The organism is Fibrobacter intestinalis (assembly GCF_900167415.1).
Classification (GTDB): domain Bacteria; phylum Fibrobacterota; class Fibrobacteria; order Fibrobacterales; family Fibrobacteraceae; genus Hallerella; species Hallerella intestinalis.
Genome location: NZ_FUWU01000015.1, coordinates 37,391 through 59,609 on the forward strand (window position 1 = coordinate 37,391; position 22,219 = coordinate 59,609).

Here is a 22,219-nt window from a genome sequence, read left to right on the forward strand (position 1 = left end):
CGAAAAGGAAAAAATATGCGCTCTTTGCTTTGGCTTGCACTTCTCTGCGTTCCCTGTTTTGCGGCGATTTCTCTTACGGAAGTGGCCACTCTCCCTGAATCGCCCAATTACGGCGGCGGGGACAACGTCGGCTCTTTGCTGATTTCGGAAACTTACAATGCGGGCAAGGGACCCGGAATTTGGATTGTTGCCGATGGCGGTTATCGTTTGTATGTAAACGGCGAACTTTTAAAAGAAGATGTTCAGGCGGGGCGGGTGAGTTTTGTCCCGTACACTTTTCTGCCTGGAGAAAATGCGGTGAGCGTCGTAGGCGTCAATCGATCGGGCGCTCCCGGCGTTCTCGTGCAAATCGACGAATTGGAAAAATCGTATTATTCCGGTGCGGGGTGGGTTTCAAAACCAGCGGTAGGAAACAACGCGTGGAAAGCGAAGGGACGCGATCTTTCGCAATGGGGCGGCGCGACCATTCTCGACCATTCCAACCAGAAAATGCCGAGCGGCGGCGATCTTTCGGGATTTGCCGAAGATACGAAAGCAAAGTGGATTTGGACGGGAAGCGAATCGGATTCCCTTGCCGTTCTGCTCTATACTTTTTATGTGAAAGCGGAAGGCTTTGGAGCTGCGACGACAGGCGGCTCTGGGGGAGAAGTCGTGCTGGCGACGGACTCGGCAAGTGTTCGCAAGGCTTTGCAATCCAATGGCCCAAAAACGATTCTTATTCCCGAAGGAACCTATGATTTTCGGATTTTTAAAAATGCCGTGACGGATGCCAAAAACAGAAAATGGACGTGGTGCAAGGGCCAATGCGGGGCAAATGATAAAAATTCAGGCAATACCTTTTACCGCATTTCCTTTACGGAAAATTCTTGCAGCGGGCTCAGCGAAGACGTGACGCCGGTCAGCGAATCGGAAAATTTGCAATCCTGGAACAACTGGATTACCACAAGCGCGGACAAAAGTCTTATCGGCATGGGACGCGGAGCCAACTTGCGCGGGGCGGCCATCAATCCGAGGTCGTATGAAAACGGCCACAATAATATCTATCGGAATCTGGCGTTTTACGATGTGAATCCGCACTTGGTCGAAGCGGGAGACGGTTTAAGTGTGGACGGTTCCGATGAAAATTTCGTACAAAAATTCTGGGCGGATCATATTTCTTATAAATGGATAAGCGATGGCTTTGACATTGGGAATGTGAAAGGTGCGACGGTGAGCTATCTGGATTACGACGGCACGAGCGAATTCAACTGCTGGGGATACGATCCCTACATGGCATTGGTTCAAGATGCAGAACTCACTTATGCGAATGTCTATTGGCATGGAACTTATGGCAGGGTTCCCAAAGTCGGCGGAAATTCCCGCGTGCATATATTCAACAATTACACTTCTTATAATTATTGGACGGGAGCAGCGGTCAGCGGCGATAATTCCGGCAGCTATTCGCAAATACTTTACGAGAACAGCTATCTGGATCAGATGAATTTTCACATTGTCGATGTCGGAAGTTACGGCTATATGAATTTCACGGGCAATCAGGTAAAAAACAGCAAAGGCTGCTATTATGTCAATGGGGTATGCTCCAGCAATCCGCCGCAGAATAGCGTGTTCACACCTTCGTATTCGTATGCCAAGCGGACGGTTTCGGCGATTCCTTCGGAACTTCCGGTTTATGCAGGCGTTGGCGGAAAGTGGGGGAAAATGCCGGAATACAATCAGGCTTTTGAAATTTCGCCCAAAGCCGCCTCGGTATCTGTGGAAGCGCAAATTGCGAATAATGCGGTAACATTGAATGCGACGGTGACAAGTTCTAGCGGCGCGGCGATTCAGCGAGTGGATTTTTACGTGGGAACGGAACTTGTTGGAAGTGCCCATTCCGCACCGTATTCGTTCAACGTTTCCGATCTCGTTCCGGGAGTTTACAGTGCCATCGCTGTAGCGACAGATAAAAATGGACTTTCGGGCGTTTCTTCTTATGTGGTATTTCAGGTTTCGGGAGACTCGGAAAAAACGGTGGCGAAGCTGATTAAAAATGGAGCGGGCTCTTCCAATCAGAATTTGATTCTTGGCGACTCCCTTGTTCCGTTCAGTTATGTTTGGGAAAATGCAGAAACGGTAACGGCGACGGGATTTCCCATGGGCGTGAATGTCTTTATAGATTCGCTGGATTCTCGAATTTCCATTTCGGGAACGCCTACGGAATTCGGAGAGTTTGTGTACACCATTACGACTGTCGGAGCGGACTCAAATGTCAGCGTCGTTCGTACCATTCGTGTTGCAGAATCGGAAACCGCGATAACGCATCAACAAACCGTTCTACCCAAAGCCTTTTCGTATCGGGTATTTGATTTGCAAGGACGCCTATTGTATCGTGGTGCTTTTCAACCGAGGATTTATAATCAGAGAGTTCTGGTTGTAGAATTTGATAAAGAGGGAAATGCGCTGCGGAAATATCTGATGCCTTGTTCTAAGTCGATGCCAAAATAAAGGAATTTATATACAAAATTCCACCTCGATTTGCTTGCCCTTCGACAGGCTCAGGGACCGGTTAAGAGTTAGGAGTTGGAACTGAAAACTGAAAACCGAGTTCACCTTGTGAAAAAGAAATGCTTATTTTGAAAAAAAATAATTGAAAGTATTTAGTGGAAGAATGTATATAATTCCCAAAATAAAGTTCCGATTTCTTACGGCGTTTTTTATCGTTGGGTTGGTTGCATTCTATCGTTTTCAGGATCTCTATTGCGGATCCATCCGGCTAAAAGTTTTCTCCATCGCTTGAATAGAGGATTTTAGAAAATGAAGAAATTTCAAAAGCTATAAGCCCGAAGAATCCTTTTTTCCCGTTGCCTTATTTTGTGGAAGGATTCTTTTCTTTGAGAATCGCGAATGCGATTGCGCCTTGGATGGTTTGGAATAGGAGTGGCATATAGCTGAATAAGGTAGAAGCTAAAACGATGTCTGCGGGAATGCCTAAAAGTCCCGAGTACAGGCTAATTTGTACGTTTTCGCGAATGCCTATTCCGTTAATGGAAATGGGCAGCATCGTGAAAGTTACCATAATAGTGGTAAAAACTGTAATGACGGCAAAGTTTACATCCACTCCCATCGCTTTAAAATACGCCCAATGAATAATAATGGTTATCGCTTGTAGCCAAATGGAATCCAAACCGGACAAGAAAAATTCTTTTTTATGCTTGCGGTAAAGACAAAAAGCGTCTTGCAGTTTCAATAGAAAAGGAAACTTTGTGGTCAATGGGGCGGGAAGCTTTATTTTGTCGGAGAAAAGTCCTAGGAAAATGACAAGGAGGGCAATCAATGCCAAAATGCAGACGACAGCGACGTATGTCATCGGAATGTTGTATTCGACAGCCACAAAAGGCAATGCTATAAAGAAACTGAAAAACATGGCCAGTAGTCCCATGATTCGGGAAACGATAATAGCTGCTACAGAGTTTGCCATCTTGCCAAATCGCCTTCCAAAGGCGATCGTTTTTACCGCATCTCCGCCAAAATTGCTCGGCAGTAAATTGTTGAAAAAGTAACCCAGGGCGATATAAGCGTAGAATGATTTAAAAGGGATCTTCCGGCCTTCATTGAGCAACAGCCCTCTCCAGCGATTGGCTTGAATTGCCATAAATAGGATCGTTAGCGCGAAAATAAGCAAAAGCCATAACAGAGCTTTGGATGTCCATAGGTTTAAAGCATCGTTTAGGGGAACCTTGTAGAAAACATAACAAAGGCCGCCCACGGTGATTAAAATTTTAAAGGCGAGTTTTAAAATTTTTTTGGCAGGTTGGTTCATGCGTTTTAATTTAGAATTATTTCTCTAGGAGTTTTTTTTGTGGGAAAAATGTTTATATTTATGCTATTGTTCTATTTTTAGGTTGGAGACTATTATTTATGAACGCCGAACAAAAGAAGTTTTATCTGACTCTGGGATTATGTGTAACGTTATTTTCTTTTATGGCTTGTTCTAAAGGCGATGTTGCCGGTTCAGAAGAAACTTTGCCATCGGATATACCTCTGACCTCCCTTCAAATACCTCCTTGTTCCCGTTCCACGGTCTCCGCCTGGACGTTGAATTCGGAAGACAGTGTTTACGCCCAGCCAACGGATTCCGCATTTAACGAAAATGATTTTGCTGTAGAAGCGGATATTTTTCTTAAAGGCAAAAAAGGCTATATGACCTTGGCTTCTGCCGGTGTTGACGGGGACGGGGACGCTTGGGCACTTCGCGTGGAAAACGGCAATGCCATTTTTGCTTGGCGGGATATTTCCACGAGTAACGAATGGTACAGGCTCGAAGCGGAAAACGTTCTGGTCGTCAACGATACGATGACAATCCGTGCGGAGCGTTATGGCAAACTTACGGTTCTCTATGTGAACGGAATCATAAAGGCGGCATCAGAATCCGCAAGCGCTATTGAAAATGTGAATGGCCATTTCACCATAGGTTTCGACCCGTCCTCGGAAACAGAAAATATGCCGGGAAGCGTTCTTTACGTCCGTTTTGACAAGGTTCGATATATTCAAGACGATTTTATAGAAGAACGCCCGGATTCGGCCGGCCTGGATACAGACGCCCCGCTGGTCATTGATCCCGAACTTTCGGAAAATTCAACGGATTCTACCGCTTCTGGCGAACGTCCGTGGATTGCCGCTTGGGAATTTGACGATTCTTTAAATGTCGGCAAGGATTATACGGGAAATGGTCATGATGCGCTGGCGGGAGAAGGCAAAATTACCGTAAAGGACAGCGTAGCCTATTTCGACGGCTCTTCGGGGCTGGAAATTCCGCTGGTGTCCGATCTCCAGAAAAACTCCTTTGTTGTTGAAGCCCGCATTAAACCGACAGAGTTTGGCGCGATGAAGAACATCTTGGTCGCAGAACCTCCCGGACGTTCTGGCGACGGCTGGATGATTCGTGTTGATGACGGTTATTTAACCGTTCATTTCCGAGATGAAAATACGGACTATGCGGATTGGAACGTATATACAGGGGAAAAACTTCTTTTGAATGAATGGAACGCTATTCGTGTAGAACGCTCCGATGATGCCGTCAAAGTCTTCCAAAACGGGGTCTTGACAATAGATGCCTCTTATACAGGAGACGTCGGTGAGGTAACGTACAATTGGGGACTTGGTTATGATGCGATGAACCAGTCTTACCATGACCGTTGTTTTGTTGGCTATGTGGATTATATTCGATTTGGAAGTCTGGATCAAATGAGTAAAGATTCGTTGGGAAGCGCTTCTTCTTATGTACTTTTAGCGGACTGGGAATTTAATGCCCCGGATTTTGTGGGTTTGGACAAAATAGCCAACAATACTATCTACAATAGGGTTGGAAATGCGAAAGTAGAGGACAGCAGTTTAACTTTAGACGGAAAATCCGGGCTATATCTTCCCCTGACGAAAACATTCTTACGGAACGAATTTGTCATCGACGTGCGTTTAAAACCGAAGGCCTTTGGTAAAATTCAAAACATCTTGGTTGCGGAACCTCCTGGACGTTATGGCGACGGCTGGATGATTCGTATAGATGACGGCATTCTTCGCATCCACCTTCGCGACAGCCAAACGCATAGTGTTGAGTGGCAAATTTTTGAAGGGAAAGCTTTAAAAGCGGATCAGTGGACAGAAATTCGTATGATACGTTCGGCCAATGCGCTTCAACTTTATCAAGATAACGAATTGATTGTGAATGCCGCTTATCAAGGCGACATCTCCCAGTTGGAATATGATTTGTCTATCGGATTTGACGGGATGAATCAGAATTGGAATGAACGCTTTTTTGAAGGCCAAATCGATTACATCCGTTACTACGGTATTCGCCAATAACAAGATGAATGTATATTCTAACGGGAATTTTTAGGATTCCATTTTTGAAAAATTGAAAAATGAATATCGACGTTGGCATCATCAATTACAATGGTGGCGATGAACTCACCGACTGCGTGCGCAGTTTGGCGATGCAGACAATGTCCGTTCGGATTTTCGTTTTCGACAACGCTTCTGTGGACGATTCCATTTCGAAACTGCAAAATTCCGGGCTGTCTTGCCAGGTGATTTCAAGCGACAAGAATCTAGGTTATGCGGGAGCCTGCAATAAGCTGCTAGATACGATGGACGCGGAAATCCAAGTTCTTTGCAATATGGATTTGGAATTTGATGCGCATTGGGCGGAACATCTGTTGGCCTGTTTTGCGAGGCATCCGGATGCGGGTTCCGTGGCGAGTTTGGTTATGGAAAAAAGCGGCGTGGTGAATGCCGTCGGGGTGCTGTTCGGTCCCGATCTTTTTGCCGAAAACGAAGCGAGCGGTTTGAATATTTCCGAAGCAGACGTACGCGAAAAAGAAGTCTTCGGCTGCTATGGTGCCGTGATGAGTTTTCGTAAGGAAGCCGCGCAAGCCGTCGGTCGAATGGATGCTAGCTTCTTTCTCTTTTTTGAAGAAACGGAATGGTATTTTCGTCATCAGTTGGCCGGTTTTAAAACGGTCTTCTGCCCGGACGCCAAAGTTTTCCATGAACGTTCGAAAACCACGGTGCGCTATTCCCCAAAAAAATTATTCTATTCCGAGCGCAATCGTTTGCGTTCCGCTCTCCGGCTGCTTCCGGCAAAAGAAATTGCAAAACTTCCCTTTTATGCTGTGACACGTTACTTGTCGATGGCAAAAAAAACGCCGAGCCGTTCTGGAGACGGAAAAAAACTTTCCACCGTTTCCATTTGCACAGCTTTGGCAAAGGCCTGGATACAAGCGATGATTTTTTTGCCGGCAGAACTGAAAACAAGGTGTCATTACCGGCAAAAATTTGGCGATGTCAATGTCGCCGTGATGAATTTGTTGAAAACTTACGTTTTAAATTGAAGGGCGGTAGGGCTTGCTGAAATGGATGTGCAGGTTTTCGGGGTTACAAAAAGAGGAGTGCGTTCGCACTCCTCCTGGATTGATATTGTCGCTAATCGGATGCCCCGAGTTTAAGGTTTATCCATACCGCAAGGATTTTCCTCCACCGCGGCTCAATCCGGCTAAAAGATAGCTTTTATTGCACGAACAAACAAGAGCGGAAGACGCTTGGTTGAAAAAAAGTGTATTCTCCGGGAATACACTTTTCAGGGATTCAAGGAAAGATTGCTTCCCTCTCTCGCCATAGTAATTTATTCCTCCTAAAAGCTCAAAATTTCCAACCATAAAGCGCGGCGTTTCTAAAGCAAGTTTGGGATCGGTTGGGAGTTGGAAGTTATGAGTTGAGAGCTGAGAATTGAGAACCGAGTTCCCCCTGTGAAAGAAAACGCCCCTTGCGAAAAGAGGTCCACCCTTTGGAAAAAAGAATCGCGAGTATTTGGCAAAAGATTATGTATAATTTCCTTTTTTTAATGTTATATTTGTGGCTATGAATTTTAACCTGTTTTTGGCTATCGCTGCGATTTTGGTCTCCTCGCTTTGTGCGCAACAGACGTCCAGCACTCCTGCACCCGTTTACTACATTATTGTGACGGACACTTCTGCATTGCGTTCTTTGCCCGAAGGAACGGTTGTCTATCCGGCTCAGCCGCCGAATCCGCAGCCATTGGAATCCGCACCAAAGGCCGTGCACCATTCTGCTTCCAGCGATGCTTTTGTTGACGATAGGGGACAAACTCCGAATGCGGAGAATCCGCGCCGCCCGAAAAGAGCCCGCAGCAGTTTTTACTTCAGCCCTTCCCTGAATTTTGTGGCCAATATTTTAAAAATGGAAAGGGATGACGACTATTACGATTATTATGACGAAGAAAGCGAGCTGGATGCCCTGGGACTGGGAATGTCCTTCAAATTAGGATGGAATATCAAGAACGTCGTAGCTCTGCATGGGACGCTGGAATTTACTGTGGCTCAAGGGGATCTCGAATACACGCGCAAAAAAGAAGGGGAGACTAACGAATCCATCTCTTTGGATGGTGCGGAATTTTCCCGATTCTTTTTCGGCTTTGGCGCGACGATTTTCCCATTCAGGGATACCTCTTCCGTTTTTCACGGAACCTTTTTTAGCACTTCGCTGGGCTATTCCTTTGGCTCTTATGCGGATTGGGACTATTATTCTTCCGATGATTTCTACGTAGGCTTTGGATTTAAAGCCGAAGTGGGGAAAGTGTGGGCGGTGAGCGAACGCTGGCATTTGGGGCCTTCCGCCGCATTCTCTTTGGACGGCTATGTGGGATACGACGAGGATGATTTTCGGCGGACGTGCTATTCTTTATGGCTCGGCATCAATATCGTCCGGAAATGACGCTGGATAAAAAAGCCGCTGATTTTGAAGCTAGCCACAAATAATTCACAAAAAAAATCACACATTCCCTTTCCAAAAAAGGAAAAGTTTTCTATTTTCCTGCACCCACAGCAAACCTAAAAAAAGGAATATTATGTATTCTATTGTTGAAACAGGTGGTTTCCAGTATAAAGTCGAAGTCGGTAAGACTTACAAGGTCCCGAGCGTCGATGCTGCTGTCGGTTCTTCTCTGGAACTCAAGTCCGTCCTTCTTTTCTCTAACGGGAAAGAAGTGAAAGTCGGCACCCCTGTCCTGGATGATGCTTCTGTCAAGGTCGAAGTTCTCGCCCACGACAAAGAAGATACGGTGATTGTCTTCAAAAAGAAGCGTCGTACCCGCTACGTCCGTCGTAACGGTCATCGTCAGGGCTATACGGAAGTGCTTGTCACGGAACTTCATTCCGGTGCAGAATCCGAAGTGGTCGATCCGAAGATTGTCGAACGCAACCGCGCCCGCGTCAAGGCTCTTGCCGCTCAGAAGGTGCAGAACGTTCCTCTGACCCGCAAGGAAAAGATCGCTCAAGGCATTCCGAAGCCCGCTAAAGTCAAAAAGAATTCCATCCGCAAGTCGAAGGAGGCTTAATAATGGCTCACAAGAAAGGTCAAGGCTCCGTTCGTAACGGCCGTGATTCCAACGCCAAATATCTTGGTGTAAAGAAATACGCCGGAGAAACGATTAAAGCCGGCGGCATCATTGTCCGTCAGCGCGGTTCTCATTTCCATCCGGGTGCAAACGTCGGCATGGGCAGGGACTTCACGTTGTTCGCTCTTGTTGACGGAAAAGTCAAGTTCGAACAGAATGCTGGTGCGCAAAAGGTTTCGGTCTATCCGGAATCGTAGAGCGTCAAAACGCATTTAAACAAGGCCGAGTGCAAACTCGGCTATTTTTTTAGGGATTGGGTCTATGAAAAAAAAATTTGCGCTCTCGTTGCTTTGCTTGGGATCGGTTCTTTTTGCCGAAGAGCCTGTCGATGCTTTCGGGTTTAAGAAAATCTATCGGACAAAAACGGGAACGGAGGAATGGAATTCCTCCCATTGGGCGAATGGAAAGGCTCGCTCGGTCGAATGGGACGGGGATCCGGACGATCCTTGGGGCTGGACGGAAAGCCACAGCGCCGGTTCTGGCTCTTTTGATATCGATGGCCAGGGAATCATGCAGATGAACTGGAACGACGGACCGCGATTTCACTTGAACAGCCTGCACGGTTCTTCGACGCAGTTCTTTTTGAACTCCGAATGGACGGGCTACTTTATGCGGGACGCCTTGGGTGGCGAAAATTACGGCGGCATGGTTGTCGGTATGCGTTCGGGACCGCTTGGGCACGCTTCCAGCGGTGGCGACGACTGCGATGCGACGACGTATTACGCCCGTTTTCGCAACGACGGCAAATGGGATTTTGAAAAGGAGTGGAAACACCCGGAAAGCTATTATCGCACGACATCGGGAGTGGGGAATCAGGATCCGCTCTGGAATGGAAACGTGCTGCCCGTCGGAAAGTGGATTGGCATGAAGTATATCGTTTACAACAAGGACGCGGGAACTGTCCGCCTGGAACTTTATATCGATTCGACATCCAATGCGACCCCTCCCGGAAAATGGGAACCCGTCGGTGCCATTGAGGACTCGGGAACAGATTTCCGCGGAGCGTATAGCGAAACGGTTTCGGGCTGTTCCTATTCGGACGCTTATGCGCCGATTTTGGAAGGCGGCGGCACGATTCTCATGCGTTCGGACAAGGATCATCCTTACTACAAATTTGTGACCCTTCGTGAAATAGACGTTCAAGAAGCTCCGTTTGAAGGGACGGAGTCGATTCGGAAGCTGCCCGCCCGCAGCTGGATTCCCGCTATTTCTGACAAAGCGTTCGATTTGCTCGGTCGCCCGGCTGGTTCGGGGGATGTTTGGAAAATGCTTGCCCGATAGGTGAAGGTGGGGAGTGGGAGTTAGGAGTGGTCAGCAGCTAGCGGCTAGCGCCCTTCGACAAGCTCAGGGATCGCTGGTTAGTGCACCTCGGCAAGCTCGGTAACCGCTTGTCGAACTAGCCGAACCATGGCTAGTTGGAAGTTGGGAGAAACGGCTGTCTGCCGTTTTTTTCGCATTTTGGGTTTTCGACTAAATGAAAAATGCCTGTTTCGATGCAAAGTCGGCCTTTGTCAAATGGAACACAAGTCATCGCCAGCGGTACGTCATTGCGAGCAAGGCGAAGCAATCCTTGCTGGCATCCCGTCATTGCGAGGAGCGTAGCGACCCATGAGCCTTGAAAGCTCTGCTTCCTTTAGGCGAATTGTCCCTTCCAGGGATACTTCAACTACGGAATCGGAGATTCCGAGTTTCAGGGATGCGCCGCCGCGGCAATCCTATCTGCAAAAAAAGGATTGCTTCTACACTTCGAGTATAACTCCACTAAGGTAACAAAGTTACCAAGTGTCGTATATCCACATAGAGGATAACTCCACTAAGTCAATAAATTGACAAGTGTCGTATAACCCCTGTGGGGTTCGCAATGACGGAAAAACGCCAGACAGCAAGTCGCCAGAGTACGTCTTTTTTTGCAAACTTTGCACCGTAATGTAACAAAGGAGACGCGATGCGGTTCAAGGAAGCGGCGGAAAGGTGGTTTGAAAAGAAGTGTGCGAGTTGGAGCGAGAGTTCCCGGGCGAAATACGAAAATATTCTGCGGAAGCATTTGCTGCCGTATTTTGGCGAAGTGGAGCTGGTCGGTTTCGATTCGGCTCTCGTGAGGGATTTTGCGGAGCGCGCTCTCGGAGAGCTTGCGGTTTCGACGCGGCGTTTCGTGCTGGCGACCTTGCAGCAGATTTTGAAATCGGCACTTTCGCCGGAGGATTTGGGTGCGCTGGATTTTCCCCACGCTGGGACGACTCGGAAAGGGGAAGCGGTTCCCCTCTCACCCGAGGAACTGGCCGCGCTGATTCGTGCGCTGGAAAAGAACGAAAATCCAAAACTGGAAAATTCGGCCCGGAGTCTCTTGCTGATTGCATTCACCGGGATGCGCCTCGGCGAAGTTTGCGCCCTGAAATTTTCGGACTTCGACTTTGTGCGGAACACCATCAAAATTCACGGGACGCTGGAACGGCTGCCCAATGACAAGGGCAAAACGGCAAAAGGCGCAGACGAAAATGCCGCTGCCGAAATGGAAAATGCCAAGCCCCCGAAGACCGTCCGCAAGCTCTGCCCGCCGAAAAGCGAAAGCGGCCATCGGGAAATCCCCATCCCGGAAAATCTGCTCCAATGGCTGAAAAAAAATGGCGAGGGAAAATTCCCCGGACAGTTTTCTGGTGAAGCACGACCAGCGGACATTGCAGAACCACTTCAAGCGCTTCCTGAAAATCGCCGGGGTTGCGGAAACGAACGTTCATGTGTTACGGCATACCTTCGCCACCCACGCGCTGACTTCCGGGGCGGACCTGAAAACCCTCTCGGCGACCCTCGGCCATGCCAGCACCCACACGACTCTCGACCTTTACGTTCACCCGACTTTCGAGAGCAAGCGGCGCGTGCAGGAGGCGTTTTGGAAATTCGTGAAGAACCCGAAGCGGGCGCAAAATCAAAGCGGGCAAAGAAATTGTGATTATTGGAACGAAAATTTTGGAAAATCGGGAGGTTCCGGGCGCAAGCCGACCCAGCAGTGAATTTCGCAGAAGTACTCTTCTGCGAAAGTTTTTATAAACGATAAACGAAATATAAGTAGGATTTGTGAACTTGTCAATACGCAAAGGATAAAAATTCCTACCGGTTCTTTGCAAATTTGACGAAAATCAACTCCAAGACCATGAATCCTAACCTCGGCAAGCGGTTTTCCCTGTCGGACGTGTTCCCGCCTGTCCCCTTTTTGCTCGGTGGCGGCTCCGAGTCGGGAAAAAGTGCCGTTCAACACTCCATCCCGAAATGCTTTTTTCGCAGAAGAGTACTTCTGCGAAAAAAGAGGAACGCAGAGAATGGCAAATAAAAATGTCCAGCGAAGAATCGCTAGAGTTGAATTTTTCCAAGGAAAAGATTCGCCCGTTTCCGTTTTTTCGTTGCTTGCCTCCAATTTTCGAGCCGCCAGGATTTCGCGGCATTGTTTGAAATTTTCCTTTACGCCCGAAAAGATTTGTTTTAACAGGGCGTTCCTCATGACGAAAAACTTCAACTTCTCCAAAAATGTCTGCATTAAGGATTTGAATTGGACTATTTCAGCATAAAGGATTTCAATCGAGGTAATGATGAAACATTCTTATGATCGTCCGATAAACGACAAGAAGGAGTACGAAGCTTTGTTTCCCTCAAATCATTATGAAAAAGCTTACGAACGTGCCGCTCAAACACGGGAATTTGAAATTAAACTTTATTGGGAACGGGCGAAGTATTTTTGGGCATTCATCACAACCATTTACGTCGCTTATTACAACGTCTTGATCAGCATTTACGATAAGGCTCACGGAAAATTTCCTTTACTGGTTCTATCCGGATTGGGACTGTTCTTTGCCATCGCATGGATTCTAGTCGCCAAAGGTTCCAAACATTGGCAAGAGAATTGGGAACATCACATTGCCTTGCTGGAAGACAAGGTGACTGGCCCGCTTTTTAAAATTTACAAAGCGAATTCCTTTTCCGTTTCCAAGGTCAACTTGATTGCCGGTTATGTGGTAGCGTTTTGTGCGGCAGGATTGTTCGCTTATGAAGGGGTGGAATTTTGCCGAAAATCCTTTGTCAAAGAAATTTCTTTTGCGTTCTATATCGGCATCTTGGTGGTGGCGGCCATAGGAATTATCGCCTTTATATTCAACGCCCGGGGAAATGTTAAAACAAAAGAAAAGGAAATCGTCTTTGACTTATTCTCGGTGAAGGGGAAATGAAAATGAAAAAGTTCGAGCCAAAAGATTGGTTATTGACTTTGTCCTTGTCGATGGCATTTAGCCTGTTTGTCGGGTATGGTTTGATTTCTTTAGGAGGTTGTGAAATGAATTTATGTGTAAAAATTCTCGCATCAGTAATGCTGGTCATTCCAATCATTCTTATCTGGTGCTGTAAGGATTGCAGCAAAGAAGAAAAAGATTCAACAAATCAAGCCCAAATACAAAGTTTCAATTATTCGTTTACAGCGGAATATGACGGGAAAAAATGCGAAATAAAAATCAGTGATTTTCAAACAATTCCTAAAGAAAATTCCAAGTAAAAATAGGAGACTGTCAAATGCAAAAACTCAAATCCTTATTCCTATTGCTCGCTCTGTTCGCCTCTTTCAGTTTTGGGGCGGCGTGGACGGGTTCCAACAGCGAGCCGGAAAACATGAAAAAGATAGACGGCAAGAGCTTCTACGTGATTACCACGCCAGAGGAACTTGCCTGGATTGCGGCGCAGGTGAATAACGGCAATGATAGCATTAACGCAGTGCTTGCCAACGACATTGTGTTTGGGTCTGACACGTCGAAAACGAACACGACCAGCCCATGGACACCTATCGGTAAAGACGATTTGCACCGCTTCAAAGGTATTTTAGATGGAGCCGATTTTTCAATTTATGGCGTTTACACAAACGGAAGCGACTTCGGCGGACTAGTGGGTGTGCTGGATACGGCTGGCATTGTGCGGAATGTGAACATGAAAAAGGATTCCATCAATGGCAATCAGCATGCAGGTGGGTTAGTGGCGTATAATTATGGAATCGTCAAAAACGATTCCCATAGTGGCATCGCTCATTCTGTATCTTCAACATCTTCTTCGGGAGGTATTGTTGGTAATAACAAAGGTATTATTACAGATTGCCGAAATAGCGGCGATATTTATGCTGGGAAAAATTACAGCGATTCTACTTCGATTGGTGGCATTGCAGGAATCAATCATGGCCATATTGAAAATTGCGAGAATACAGGACTGATATTTTATCGATCCGGAAGTAGATATTCAGGAGGGATTGCCGGAAAAAATGTCGGGGAAATTAAAACTTGTACAAATTATGGGGTAGTAAAAAGTTTTGCAAGCGATTTGGATTTTGCTGGAGGAATTGCTAGTTACAATATCGGAATAGTTGGACAATGTATCAATTACGGAAATGTCGTTTCTGAAGATGCAGCGGGCGGAATTGTTGGATATAATGGAGGAAGTGTTATAAATAGCATTAATAAAGGACAAGCCGCTGCAGTATATTATAACGCTAATTTTGACACAAGCAATGTCCTTTTGGGAAAATCAAATTATTGGTCGGCAGGAGGTCTTGTTGCTGTAAATTCCAGTACATCGGCGATAGTTAAAAATTCGTTTTCATTAGCAGATTCTATCTATGCGCCTAAATACAAAGGTGGGGTTGCAGGTACCAACTACAATTCTGCTCAAATCGTCAACAATTATTATGATTCTGATATTTTGCCGGGATTCTCAGCGGTAAGCTATCAAAAATCCACTATCGTTAACGTAAATAGTCTTACCACTGCCAATATGCAGACCGACGCTTTCGCTTGGAGCTTGAATACGAGCAACGGCACGGAAGAAAATAGCGGAGTATGGAGTAGGGACAGCATTGGTTATCCGGTTTTTGCAGATTCTGGCCATTTAGCAATTCATCGGGTCATCATCAATTGGGTTATCTCCACGTCCGGAAATCAAGTGGACACACTGTATACAAACTTTCAAGGATTGATTCCCACCGAGTTTCTAAATGTTATTGGTAAAGATTCCCTCGGCAACTGGGTTTCCATAAATTCAACAATTAATCGTGATGTGACGATTTTCTCGGTCTGTTATGAAATTTCTTTCGTAGATTTCGCTGGCGAAACGCTGCAAACAGATACGCTCGAGTACGGATCGTTCCCAACGTCTCTTCCAACACCTTCGCGAGACAATACGGCACAATACACCTACTCATTCAAAGGTTGGAACCCCGAAATCGATAGTGTTAAAGCGAATGCAATTTATACCGCTCAATATGATAGCACACTTCGCAGTTATGAAATTTCTTTCGTAGATTTCGATGGAGAATTGCTGCAAACAGATACGCTCGAGTACGGTCCCAACGTCTCTGCCAGCACCTTCGCGAGACAACACGGCACAATACGCCTACTCATTCAAAGGTTGGAACCCTAAAATCGATAGTGTTAAAGCGAACGCAATTTATACCGCTCAATATGATAGCACACTCCGCAGTTATGAAATTTCTTTCGTGAATTTTGATGGCGAAACTTTGCAAAGGGGCATCCTAAACTATGGCGATTCAATTGTTTACAAGGGAACGACTCCTGAAAAAGCGAAATCTGCAAAATATTAATATACGTTTAAGTGTTGGAGTCCAGCAATTACGGAAACCGTCGAAGGCGCAGCAATTTATACGGCAATATTCGATAGCACAGAACGTGAATTTTCCGTTGTCTTTCTGGATTACGCAGGTGAAGTATTGCAAAGCGCTCTTTTGAGCTACGGTGCTTCCGTAGCTTACCAAGGCGCAAAACCGACACGTCCAAATTCCGAGAATTATGCTTACACTTTTAAAAAATGGAATCCATCGATTACTGCTGCAGTCGCTGATGTCGAGTACACCCCTGTCTTTGACAGCATAAAAATTTATACCATTACGATTGATGACGGCACTTCCAAAACGGACACGGCGGCTAGTATTCAATTTATTCTCCCCGACGCTCCGGCAAAAGACGGCTATGAATTTGTCGGCTGGTACAACGGCGATGAAAAACTGGGAATGCCCGGCGACACCATCCAGATTGTAGAGGGACTCCGTATTTCCGCCAAGTGGGAAAAGACGGACGCAATCCACTTTAGCGCGCATCCCCGCTTCAACCTCCACGTTCAAAACCGCACTCTCCAAATCCAGAACGCCCGCATTGGCGCAGCCTTTAACCTGCTGGATTTGCAGGGCCGTGTACTGCATCGCGGTGTGGTGAATGCGCCCGTATTCTCGCTTGAAATGCCGAATGCCGGCGCTTACATCGTCCGCGTAGGCAAGGAAATTCAGAAAATCCGCGTGAAATAAGAAACAGAAACATTATAAGATATTGGAGATTTTATGACTCTGCATGATTTTAGAAATCCCATTTTCGCACTCGCCATTCTCGCCATCGTTTTCCTCGCCGCCTGTGGCGACGATAGCGGATCTTCCGCCAGCGGGAACGCCATCCCCGAAGCGGACCCCAATGCGACCCTTGTTTCTCAGGTTCCTGTGGGGGATGTTTACTCGGACATGACTGTCCGCGATGCAAACGGCAATGTGGTGGGCGTATTTGACCCGAACACAGGCTACATCACGCTGAGCGATGGAAATGTCGTGACGATGAATGGGGGACTGATTTTGGCCATATCTTCAAATTCGTTGTTGCCAGAAGTTTCATCCTCTAGCGTAGAAGTTGCGTCGAGCTCGTCTATGACAGAAGTAAGCTCCTCGTCGATGGAAGTCGTTTCCAGTAGTTCTAGTTCATCTGCAATTTCTTACGGAACTCTCACGGATGCCCGCGATGGTCAGTTCTACAAGACCGTGAAAATCGGCGAGCAAATTTGGATGGCGGAGAACTTGAACTATGATTACAATGGAGGAACCGCTAAAAGTTACTGCTACAACGACGAGCCGGATTCCTGCGCCAAGTATGGACGGCTCTACACTTGGGCTGCAGCGATGGACAGTGTCGGGGTCTTTGGCGATGGCGGCAAGGGTTGCGGTGGTTATGGTGTGACATGTAAGGCGACGTATCCGGTTCGCGGTGTCTGCCCCGAAGGTTGGCATCTGCCCAGTGATGGGGAATGGCAGACTCTGTTTAAGACTGTCGGCGGTACGGGTGTCGCAGGAACAAAGCTGAAGTCCACTAGTGGCTGGGATGATTATGATGGCAAAAGCGGCAACGGATCGGACAAATACGGCTTTTCCGTGTTGCCGGCGGGCGACCGCCGTGTCGGTGGCAGTTACCTCGACGCCGGCGAGCACGCCTTCTTCTGGAGTTCTACGGGGGGTAGCAGCTACAATGCGTACTACTGGTACTTCAGCTTCGACATCGAGGACGTGAACTCGGATTACGACAGCAAGCACCACGGGTTTTCCGTACGTTGCCTCAGGGACCTCAACTAGGGGCGGGGTAGGGCCCCCGCTCCTAGCTGAGGCCTAGCCGTAGGCAAGGCCGCCCTTCCTTTTCCGCTGTTTTGCTGTAGTCACGACTATGGAACATTAGGAATTGTCAGTGCTTCGGCACAACCCCAAAAATTCACCTAAAAAAAGGAGTAATCAAAATGGAAACAATGAAAGAATCAATTCAAAAATTACTGCAATCTATTAATGCGAAGGATTTTAATATAGAAGGTCCTTTCCCAATAAAAGATTTGCAGGCTGGGAAAGTCGATGTTCCAAAATCTGCCGGAGTTTACTTTGTCGGCAAAATCGATGACACAAAATCCTTGCGGGCTTGTTCGGCAAAAGCTTGCAATCTCGAAAAGGGGACGCGTGTTAAATGGTATGAATTGGATTCGTTGGAGAAAAAATTGAACGCAGGCGATGTCGTTCTCTATATCGGGAAAGCGAATCCTGAATCGGAAGATTCTAAGTATGGTTTGAAAGACCGATTAAGGAATTATATGAAAAGCCAAGAAGATTTTCAAAAAGGAAAATCATCAAATCATCAAGGTGGGCGCGCCATTTGGCAATTAGAAAATGCCAAAGAACTGGGCGTTTGCTGGATTCAAACCAAAGATGCAAGCGAAGCGAAAGAGCTGGAAAAAGCTCTGCTGAAAAAATACAAGGAAGACAATCCTAACGCTGGACTTGAAGGTCGCGAGGCTTATCCCTTCGCCAACTGGCGTTTATAAAAGAATAGCATGGCCATATAGGAGATTATATGAATCGGCACAAATTCAAGAAATCGGTTTTAGGTTTGTTGATAATGCTTTTCCTCGCCGCTTGCGGCGACAGCGGCTCTTCCGTGAATGGGGGACCGATTTCGGCCATATCTTCAAATTCGTTGTTGCCAGAAGTTTCATCCTCTAGCGTAGAAGTTGCGCCGAGCTCGTCTATGACAGAAGTAAGCTCCTCGTCGATGGAAGTCGTTTCCAGTAGTTCTAGTTCATCTGCAATTTCTTACGGAACTCTCACGGATGCCCGCGATGGTCAGTTCTACAAGACCGTGACCATTGGAACCCAAACATGGATGGCGGAGAATTTGAATTATGAGACTGCCAATAGCTACTGCCCCAACGCCGCGCGGGATCTCTGCGTCAAGTATGGCAGGCTCTACCTGTGGAGCACCGCCATGGACAGTGCCGGAGTCTTTAGCGACAGCGGCAAGGGCTGTGGTTTTGGCCTGACTTGTTCTGCAAAGGAACCGGTTCGCGGAGTCTGCCCCGAAGGCTGGCACCTGCCCAGCAAAGAGGAATGGAATACGTTGTTCGCGGCTGTCGGTGGTGAGTATGTCGCAGGAACAAAGCTCAAGTCCAAGAGCGGTTGGCTCAATGATGGCAGCACGGACGAATACGGCTTTTCCGTGTTGCCGGCGGGCAGCCGCCTTGGTGGCGGTGACGGTTACCACTACGCCGGCGAGCGCGCCGACTTCTGGACTTCTACGGAGGTCAGCAGCGACGATGCGTACTACTGGGAATTCAGCTCCGCCTACGGGCGCGTGTTCTCGGATTACCACTACCACAAGTACAGCGGGTATTCCGTACGTTGCCTCAGGGACTCGGGTGCTTTTAATGACTCTAGTGCATTTAATCAGAATACGGAGCCTGTTTCATCCTCTAGCGTAGAAGCTGTGTCGAGTTCATCTATCGATTATGGAGAGTTCACCGATTCCCGTGATGGTCAGGTTTACAAGACTGTGAAAATCGGCGAGCAAATTTGGATGGCGGAGAATTTGAAGTACGCCTACTTGCAGCCAACAAGTACAGAAGATTCCTCTAGCTTCTGCTACAGAAACGAACCGGATTCCTGCGCCAAATATGGACGGTTTTATTGGTGGAGTGCCGCGATGGACAGCGCCGGGGTCTTTAGCGATGGCGGCAAGGGCTGCGGCTACAAAGTAAAGTGCAATGCGACGGAATCGGTTCGAGGCGTTTGTCCGAAAGGTTGGCATTTGCCCAGCAATACGGAATGGAAGATTCTATTCGCGACCGTCGGCGACACGAGTATTGCCGGAATACTCCTCAAGTCCAAGAGCGGCTGGTACAGTGATGGCTATGGCATGGACATTTACGGCTTTTCCGTGTTGCCAGCGGGCTACTGCGGTGGCACTGGCCATTACGGCAATGTCGGCAAGGGCGCTTACTTCTGGAGTTCTACGGAGGACGGCAGCAACGATGCGTACTTCTGGGGCTTCGACAGCGGCTACGAGGGCGTGTTCTCGGGTTACTTCGACAAGAGCCTCGGGTATTCCGTCCGTTGCCTCAAGGACTCAGAGTGAGGCAGCCCTTCGATAAGCGGTCTCTGAGCCTTGGTTAGCGTGCTTTGAGAACCGGTCCCTGAGCTTGTCGAAGGGCCGCAACCATGCTTCGGCAAGTACAATCCCAAAAATTCACCTAAAAAAAGGAGTAATCACAATGGAAACAATGAAAGAAATCGAAGGACTCGTGCACTTAGGTTCTATCCAAAAATTTCAAAATTGCATGCCTCAAATTCGAGAAAGAATTCGAAATGTCCCCAAAAAGGATGTTCACCGGATTAAAGACTTGATTGCTAGCATCAAGAATAAGAATTGCGAAATCCCCGAAGCTCCCGGGCTTTATTTTGTCGGGCAGTGGACGGAGCCCCAAAATTTGACTTTATGCACCGCCGAGTCCCTTGAATACAAGGCGATAAAAGGCGGCTGGTTCGATAAAAAATGGGAAGCAGTCAATGAAAAATTGAAGCGAAATTCGAGATTGCTCTATATCGGCAAAGCCGAAAATCTAAATGACAGAGTTTCTTGCTATATGGAATTTGTCGATGACATCGTAAAGGGCAAAACATCAAAAAAATCCCATCGTGGTGGACGTGCGATTTGCTTGCTAAAGGAAGTTCCTGAATTGGAAATCTTCTGGTTTTCCCTTTCTGGTTTGGATATCGATCCGGAAATTGTAGAAAAGCAGCTTCTCTTGAATTATAAGGCTGCACATCATGACTATCCCTTCGCCAACTGGCGTTTATGAAGAACGGCCATACAGGAGATCATATGAATCGGCACAAATTCAAGAAATCCATTTTAGGGTTAATGATAATGCTTTTTCTCGCCGCCTGCAGCGACAGCGGCTCTTCCGTGAATGGAAACACTATTCCCGAAGCAGACTCCAATACAACCCTTGTCTCTCAGGTTCCTGTGGGGGATGTTTACTCGGATTTGACCGTCCGCGATGCAAACGGCAGTGTGGTGGGCGTATTTGATCCGAACACAGGCTACATCACGTTGAGCGATGGAAGAGTCGTGACAATGGACGGTAATTCGATTTTTGAGTCGTCATCCAGCTCGTCGGCAATCGTTTCTTCGTCCAGTGAAAAAGTTTCCAGCTCGTCTGTAACGGAAATCCAGGAAAAGCCGAACTGGAAATATCTGAATCCATACATCTCCTACGGGATGTTTCAGGACTCCCGCGACGGTCAGGTTTACAAGACCGTGAAAATTGGCGATCAAATTTGGATGGCGGAGAATTTGAATTACGCTTATTTGCAGCCAACAAGTACAGAAGTTTCCTCCAGTTTCTGCTACAGCAACAAGCCGGATTCTTGCGCCAAATACGGAAGGCTCTACCTTTGGAGTGCTGCCATGGACAGTGCCGGGGTCTTTGGCGATGGTGGCAAGGGCTGTGGTTATTATGGCAAAACTTGCTCTGCAAAGGAATCAATTCGCGGAGTCTGCCCCGAAGGCTGGCACCTGCCTAGTAATGCGGAATGGTGGACTTTGATTGAGACTATCGGCGACACGAGTGTCGCCGGGAAAAAGCTCAAATCCGCTAACGGATGGTACAAAGGCGATAATGGTACGGATGAATACGGCTTTTCCGTGTTGCCTTCAGGATTTCTTTATGACTATGGGGCTTTTGCTAAAGTTGGTGAATTTCCTCATTTTTGGACTTCTACGGAGGGGAGTAGCAGTCGCACATACGCTTGGCAACTTTACCATGACATTGGACGAGCAAAACCGTATACCGATATTAAAAATTATGGATTCTCGATTCGTTGCGTCAAGGATTTTGACTGAGACGAGCAATGCGACGGCCTAGCCGTAGGCAAGGCCGTCCATCCTTTTCCGCTGCTTTGCTGTAGTCACGGCTATGGAACATTAGGAATTGTAGTACTTCGGCAAGCACACTAACCGGTGGTCCTTGAGCCTGTCTAAGGGCACTCGCCGCTAACCACTAGTCGCCAACCGCACCTTTTACAAATTGTTTACAAATTCACCATTGACAAAATTTCGGGCTTTCCTATAATCCCTCCCGCGCACGAAAGCTCCGCAATGGCATCCAAAAATCTGGATGTCTTTTCTTTTTCAAAGGAGCACTATGCCCGCGCAAAATCCGCAATTCTCGCAAATCTCGCAATTTCCGCAAAATCCGTCCCTCGACAGGGCCCACGACAAGGGCACCGAAGCCGGGGAAAGCCGCATCCCGCCCATCCTCCGGGGGAAAACCTACCTGGACCCGCTCTACGACCCCGCCTTCCGCGCCTTCTTCTCCGACGAGGCCGCCCTGAAGGACTTTCTCGACGCCCTGCTCCGCCTGCCCCCGGGACGCCGCATCGAACGGCTCTCCTTCACTTTCGCGGACCCCGTGGAGTTCCGCATCCCCGGGCCGAAGACGGTGGTCTTCGACATCCACGCCTTCACCGAGGACGGACGCTTCCTGGACATCGAGATGCAGCGGGCGAAGCACTCCTTCCTCGTGGACCGGATGCTGCTCTACAGCGCGTTCCTCGCCATCAAGGGCAAGCAGGCGATGGAGTCCTCGCCGGAAAGCCTCTCCCTGGAA

19 protein-coding genes and 1 pseudogene are annotated in these 22,219 nt (G+C 47.6%); 19 read left to right on the top strand and 1 reads right to left on the bottom strand.

The features are described from left to right. The first annotated feature begins 15 nt into the window (after positions 1 to 15). Positions 16 to 2,484, top strand: a complete 2,469-nt coding sequence (locus B5D40_RS05695) for an Ig-like domain-containing protein (RefSeq protein ID WP_078776135.1) — start codon at positions 16 to 18, stop codon at positions 2,482 to 2,484. A gap of 361 nt (positions 2,485 to 2,845) precedes the next feature. On the opposite strand, the gene B5D40_RS05700 is transcribed toward B5D40_RS05695, so the two are convergent. Then, positions 2,846 to 3,799: a lysylphosphatidylglycerol synthase transmembrane domain-containing protein gene (locus tag B5D40_RS05700; protein ID WP_078776136.1), complete on the bottom strand. Its 954-nt coding sequence runs from the start codon at positions 3,797 to 3,799 to the stop codon at positions 2,846 to 2,848. A 98-nt stretch (positions 3,800 to 3,897) separates the two neighbouring features. On the opposite strand from B5D40_RS05700, the gene B5D40_RS05705 reads away from it, so the two are divergent. The 18 genes and pseudogenes from B5D40_RS05705 to B5D40_RS05795 all read left to right on the top strand — a co-directional run. Continuing rightward, the gene (locus B5D40_RS05705; RefSeq protein WP_078776137.1) at positions 3,898 to 5,838 is read left to right on the top strand and encodes a LamG-like jellyroll fold domain-containing protein; all 1,941 of its coding nucleotides are present in this window, start codon (positions 3,898 to 3,900) and stop codon (positions 5,836 to 5,838) included. Between the two features lie 59 nt (positions 5,839 to 5,897). Next, positions 5,898 to 6,866 (top strand): glycosyltransferase family 2 protein, encoded by a 969-nt coding sequence (locus B5D40_RS05710; protein WP_078776138.1) that lies wholly within the window; start codon positions 5,898 to 5,900, stop codon positions 6,864 to 6,866. A gap of 526 nt (positions 6,867 to 7,392) precedes the next feature. After that, a complete protein-coding gene (locus tag B5D40_RS05720; protein ID WP_078776140.1) occupies positions 7,393 to 8,265 on the top strand; it encodes a hypothetical protein in 873 nt (290 codons plus the stop codon). A gap of 133 nt (positions 8,266 to 8,398) precedes the next feature. After that, positions 8,399 to 8,887 carry a 50S ribosomal protein L21 gene (gene rplU, locus B5D40_RS05725; protein WP_073302177.1) on the top strand — a complete coding sequence of 163 codons (489 nt, stop codon included), beginning with the start codon at positions 8,399 to 8,401 and terminating at the stop codon, positions 8,885 to 8,887. A gap of 2 nt (positions 8,888 to 8,889) precedes the next feature. Continuing rightward, on the top strand, positions 8,890 to 9,144 hold the full coding sequence (gene rpmA, locus B5D40_RS05730; RefSeq protein ID WP_078776141.1) for a 50S ribosomal protein L27: 255 nt from the start codon (positions 8,890 to 8,892) through the stop codon (positions 9,142 to 9,144). A 64-nt stretch (positions 9,145 to 9,208) separates the two neighbouring features. Then, the gene (locus B5D40_RS05735) at positions 9,209 to 10,228 is read left to right on the top strand and encodes a hypothetical protein (protein WP_078776142.1); all 1,020 of its coding nucleotides are present in this window, start codon (positions 9,209 to 9,211) and stop codon (positions 10,226 to 10,228) included. A 664-nt stretch (positions 10,229 to 10,892) separates the two neighbouring features. Continuing rightward, positions 10,893 to 11,126, top strand: a pseudogene (locus B5D40_RS16470) (tyrosine-type recombinase/integrase); the annotation flags it as partial. Positions 11,127 to 11,568: 442 nt separating this feature from the next. Continuing rightward, a complete protein-coding gene (locus B5D40_RS16475) occupies positions 11,569 to 11,955 on the top strand; it encodes a tyrosine-type recombinase/integrase (RefSeq protein WP_369832909.1) in 387 nt (128 codons plus the stop codon). A gap of 570 nt (positions 11,956 to 12,525) precedes the next feature. After that, entirely contained in the window at positions 12,526 to 13,161 is a 636-nt protein-coding gene (locus B5D40_RS05750; RefSeq protein WP_095849518.1) for a RipA family octameric membrane protein, read from the top strand. Next, positions 13,158 to 13,481 (top strand): hypothetical protein, encoded by a 324-nt coding sequence (locus tag B5D40_RS05755; protein ID WP_078776146.1) that lies wholly within the window; start codon positions 13,158 to 13,160, stop codon positions 13,479 to 13,481. Before B5D40_RS05750 ends, B5D40_RS05755 begins: the two co-directional genes overlap by 4 nt. Positions 13,482 to 13,498: 17 nt before the next feature. Further along, positions 13,499 to 15,385, top strand: a complete 1,887-nt coding sequence (locus tag B5D40_RS05760) for a hypothetical protein (protein WP_078776147.1) — start codon at positions 13,499 to 13,501, stop codon at positions 15,383 to 15,385. Positions 15,386 to 15,692: 307 nt separating this feature from the next. Then, on the top strand, positions 15,693 to 16,283 hold the full coding sequence (locus tag B5D40_RS05765) for an InlB B-repeat-containing protein (RefSeq protein WP_158222110.1): 591 nt from the start codon (positions 15,693 to 15,695) through the stop codon (positions 16,281 to 16,283). A gap of 33 nt (positions 16,284 to 16,316) precedes the next feature. Next, entirely contained in the window at positions 16,317 to 17,366 is a 1,050-nt protein-coding gene (locus tag B5D40_RS05770) for a fibrobacter succinogenes major paralogous domain-containing protein (RefSeq protein ID WP_095849516.1), read from the top strand. Between the two features lie 158 nt (positions 17,367 to 17,524). Beyond that, positions 17,525 to 18,097 (top strand): GIY-YIG nuclease family protein, encoded by a 573-nt coding sequence (locus B5D40_RS05775; RefSeq protein WP_078776149.1) that lies wholly within the window; start codon positions 17,525 to 17,527, stop codon positions 18,095 to 18,097. A gap of 29 nt (positions 18,098 to 18,126) precedes the next feature. Next, complete coding sequence (locus B5D40_RS05780; RefSeq protein ID WP_078776150.1) at positions 18,127 to 19,683, top strand: fibrobacter succinogenes major paralogous domain-containing protein; 1,557 nt, start codon at positions 18,127 to 18,129, stop codon at positions 19,681 to 19,683. Between the two features lie 136 nt (positions 19,684 to 19,819). Beyond that, complete coding sequence (locus tag B5D40_RS05785) at positions 19,820 to 20,407, top strand: GIY-YIG nuclease family protein (protein WP_078776151.1); 588 nt, start codon at positions 19,820 to 19,822, stop codon at positions 20,405 to 20,407. A 23-nt stretch (positions 20,408 to 20,430) separates the two neighbouring features. Then, positions 20,431 to 21,453, top strand: a complete 1,023-nt coding sequence (locus B5D40_RS05790; RefSeq protein WP_158222109.1) for a fibrobacter succinogenes major paralogous domain-containing protein — start codon at positions 20,431 to 20,433, stop codon at positions 21,451 to 21,453. 301 nt (positions 21,454 to 21,754) lie between these two features. Further along, on the top strand, positions 21,755 to 22,219 hold a 465-nt coding region (locus B5D40_RS05795), incomplete at its 3' end, for a PD-(D/E)XK nuclease family transposase (RefSeq protein ID WP_200804172.1).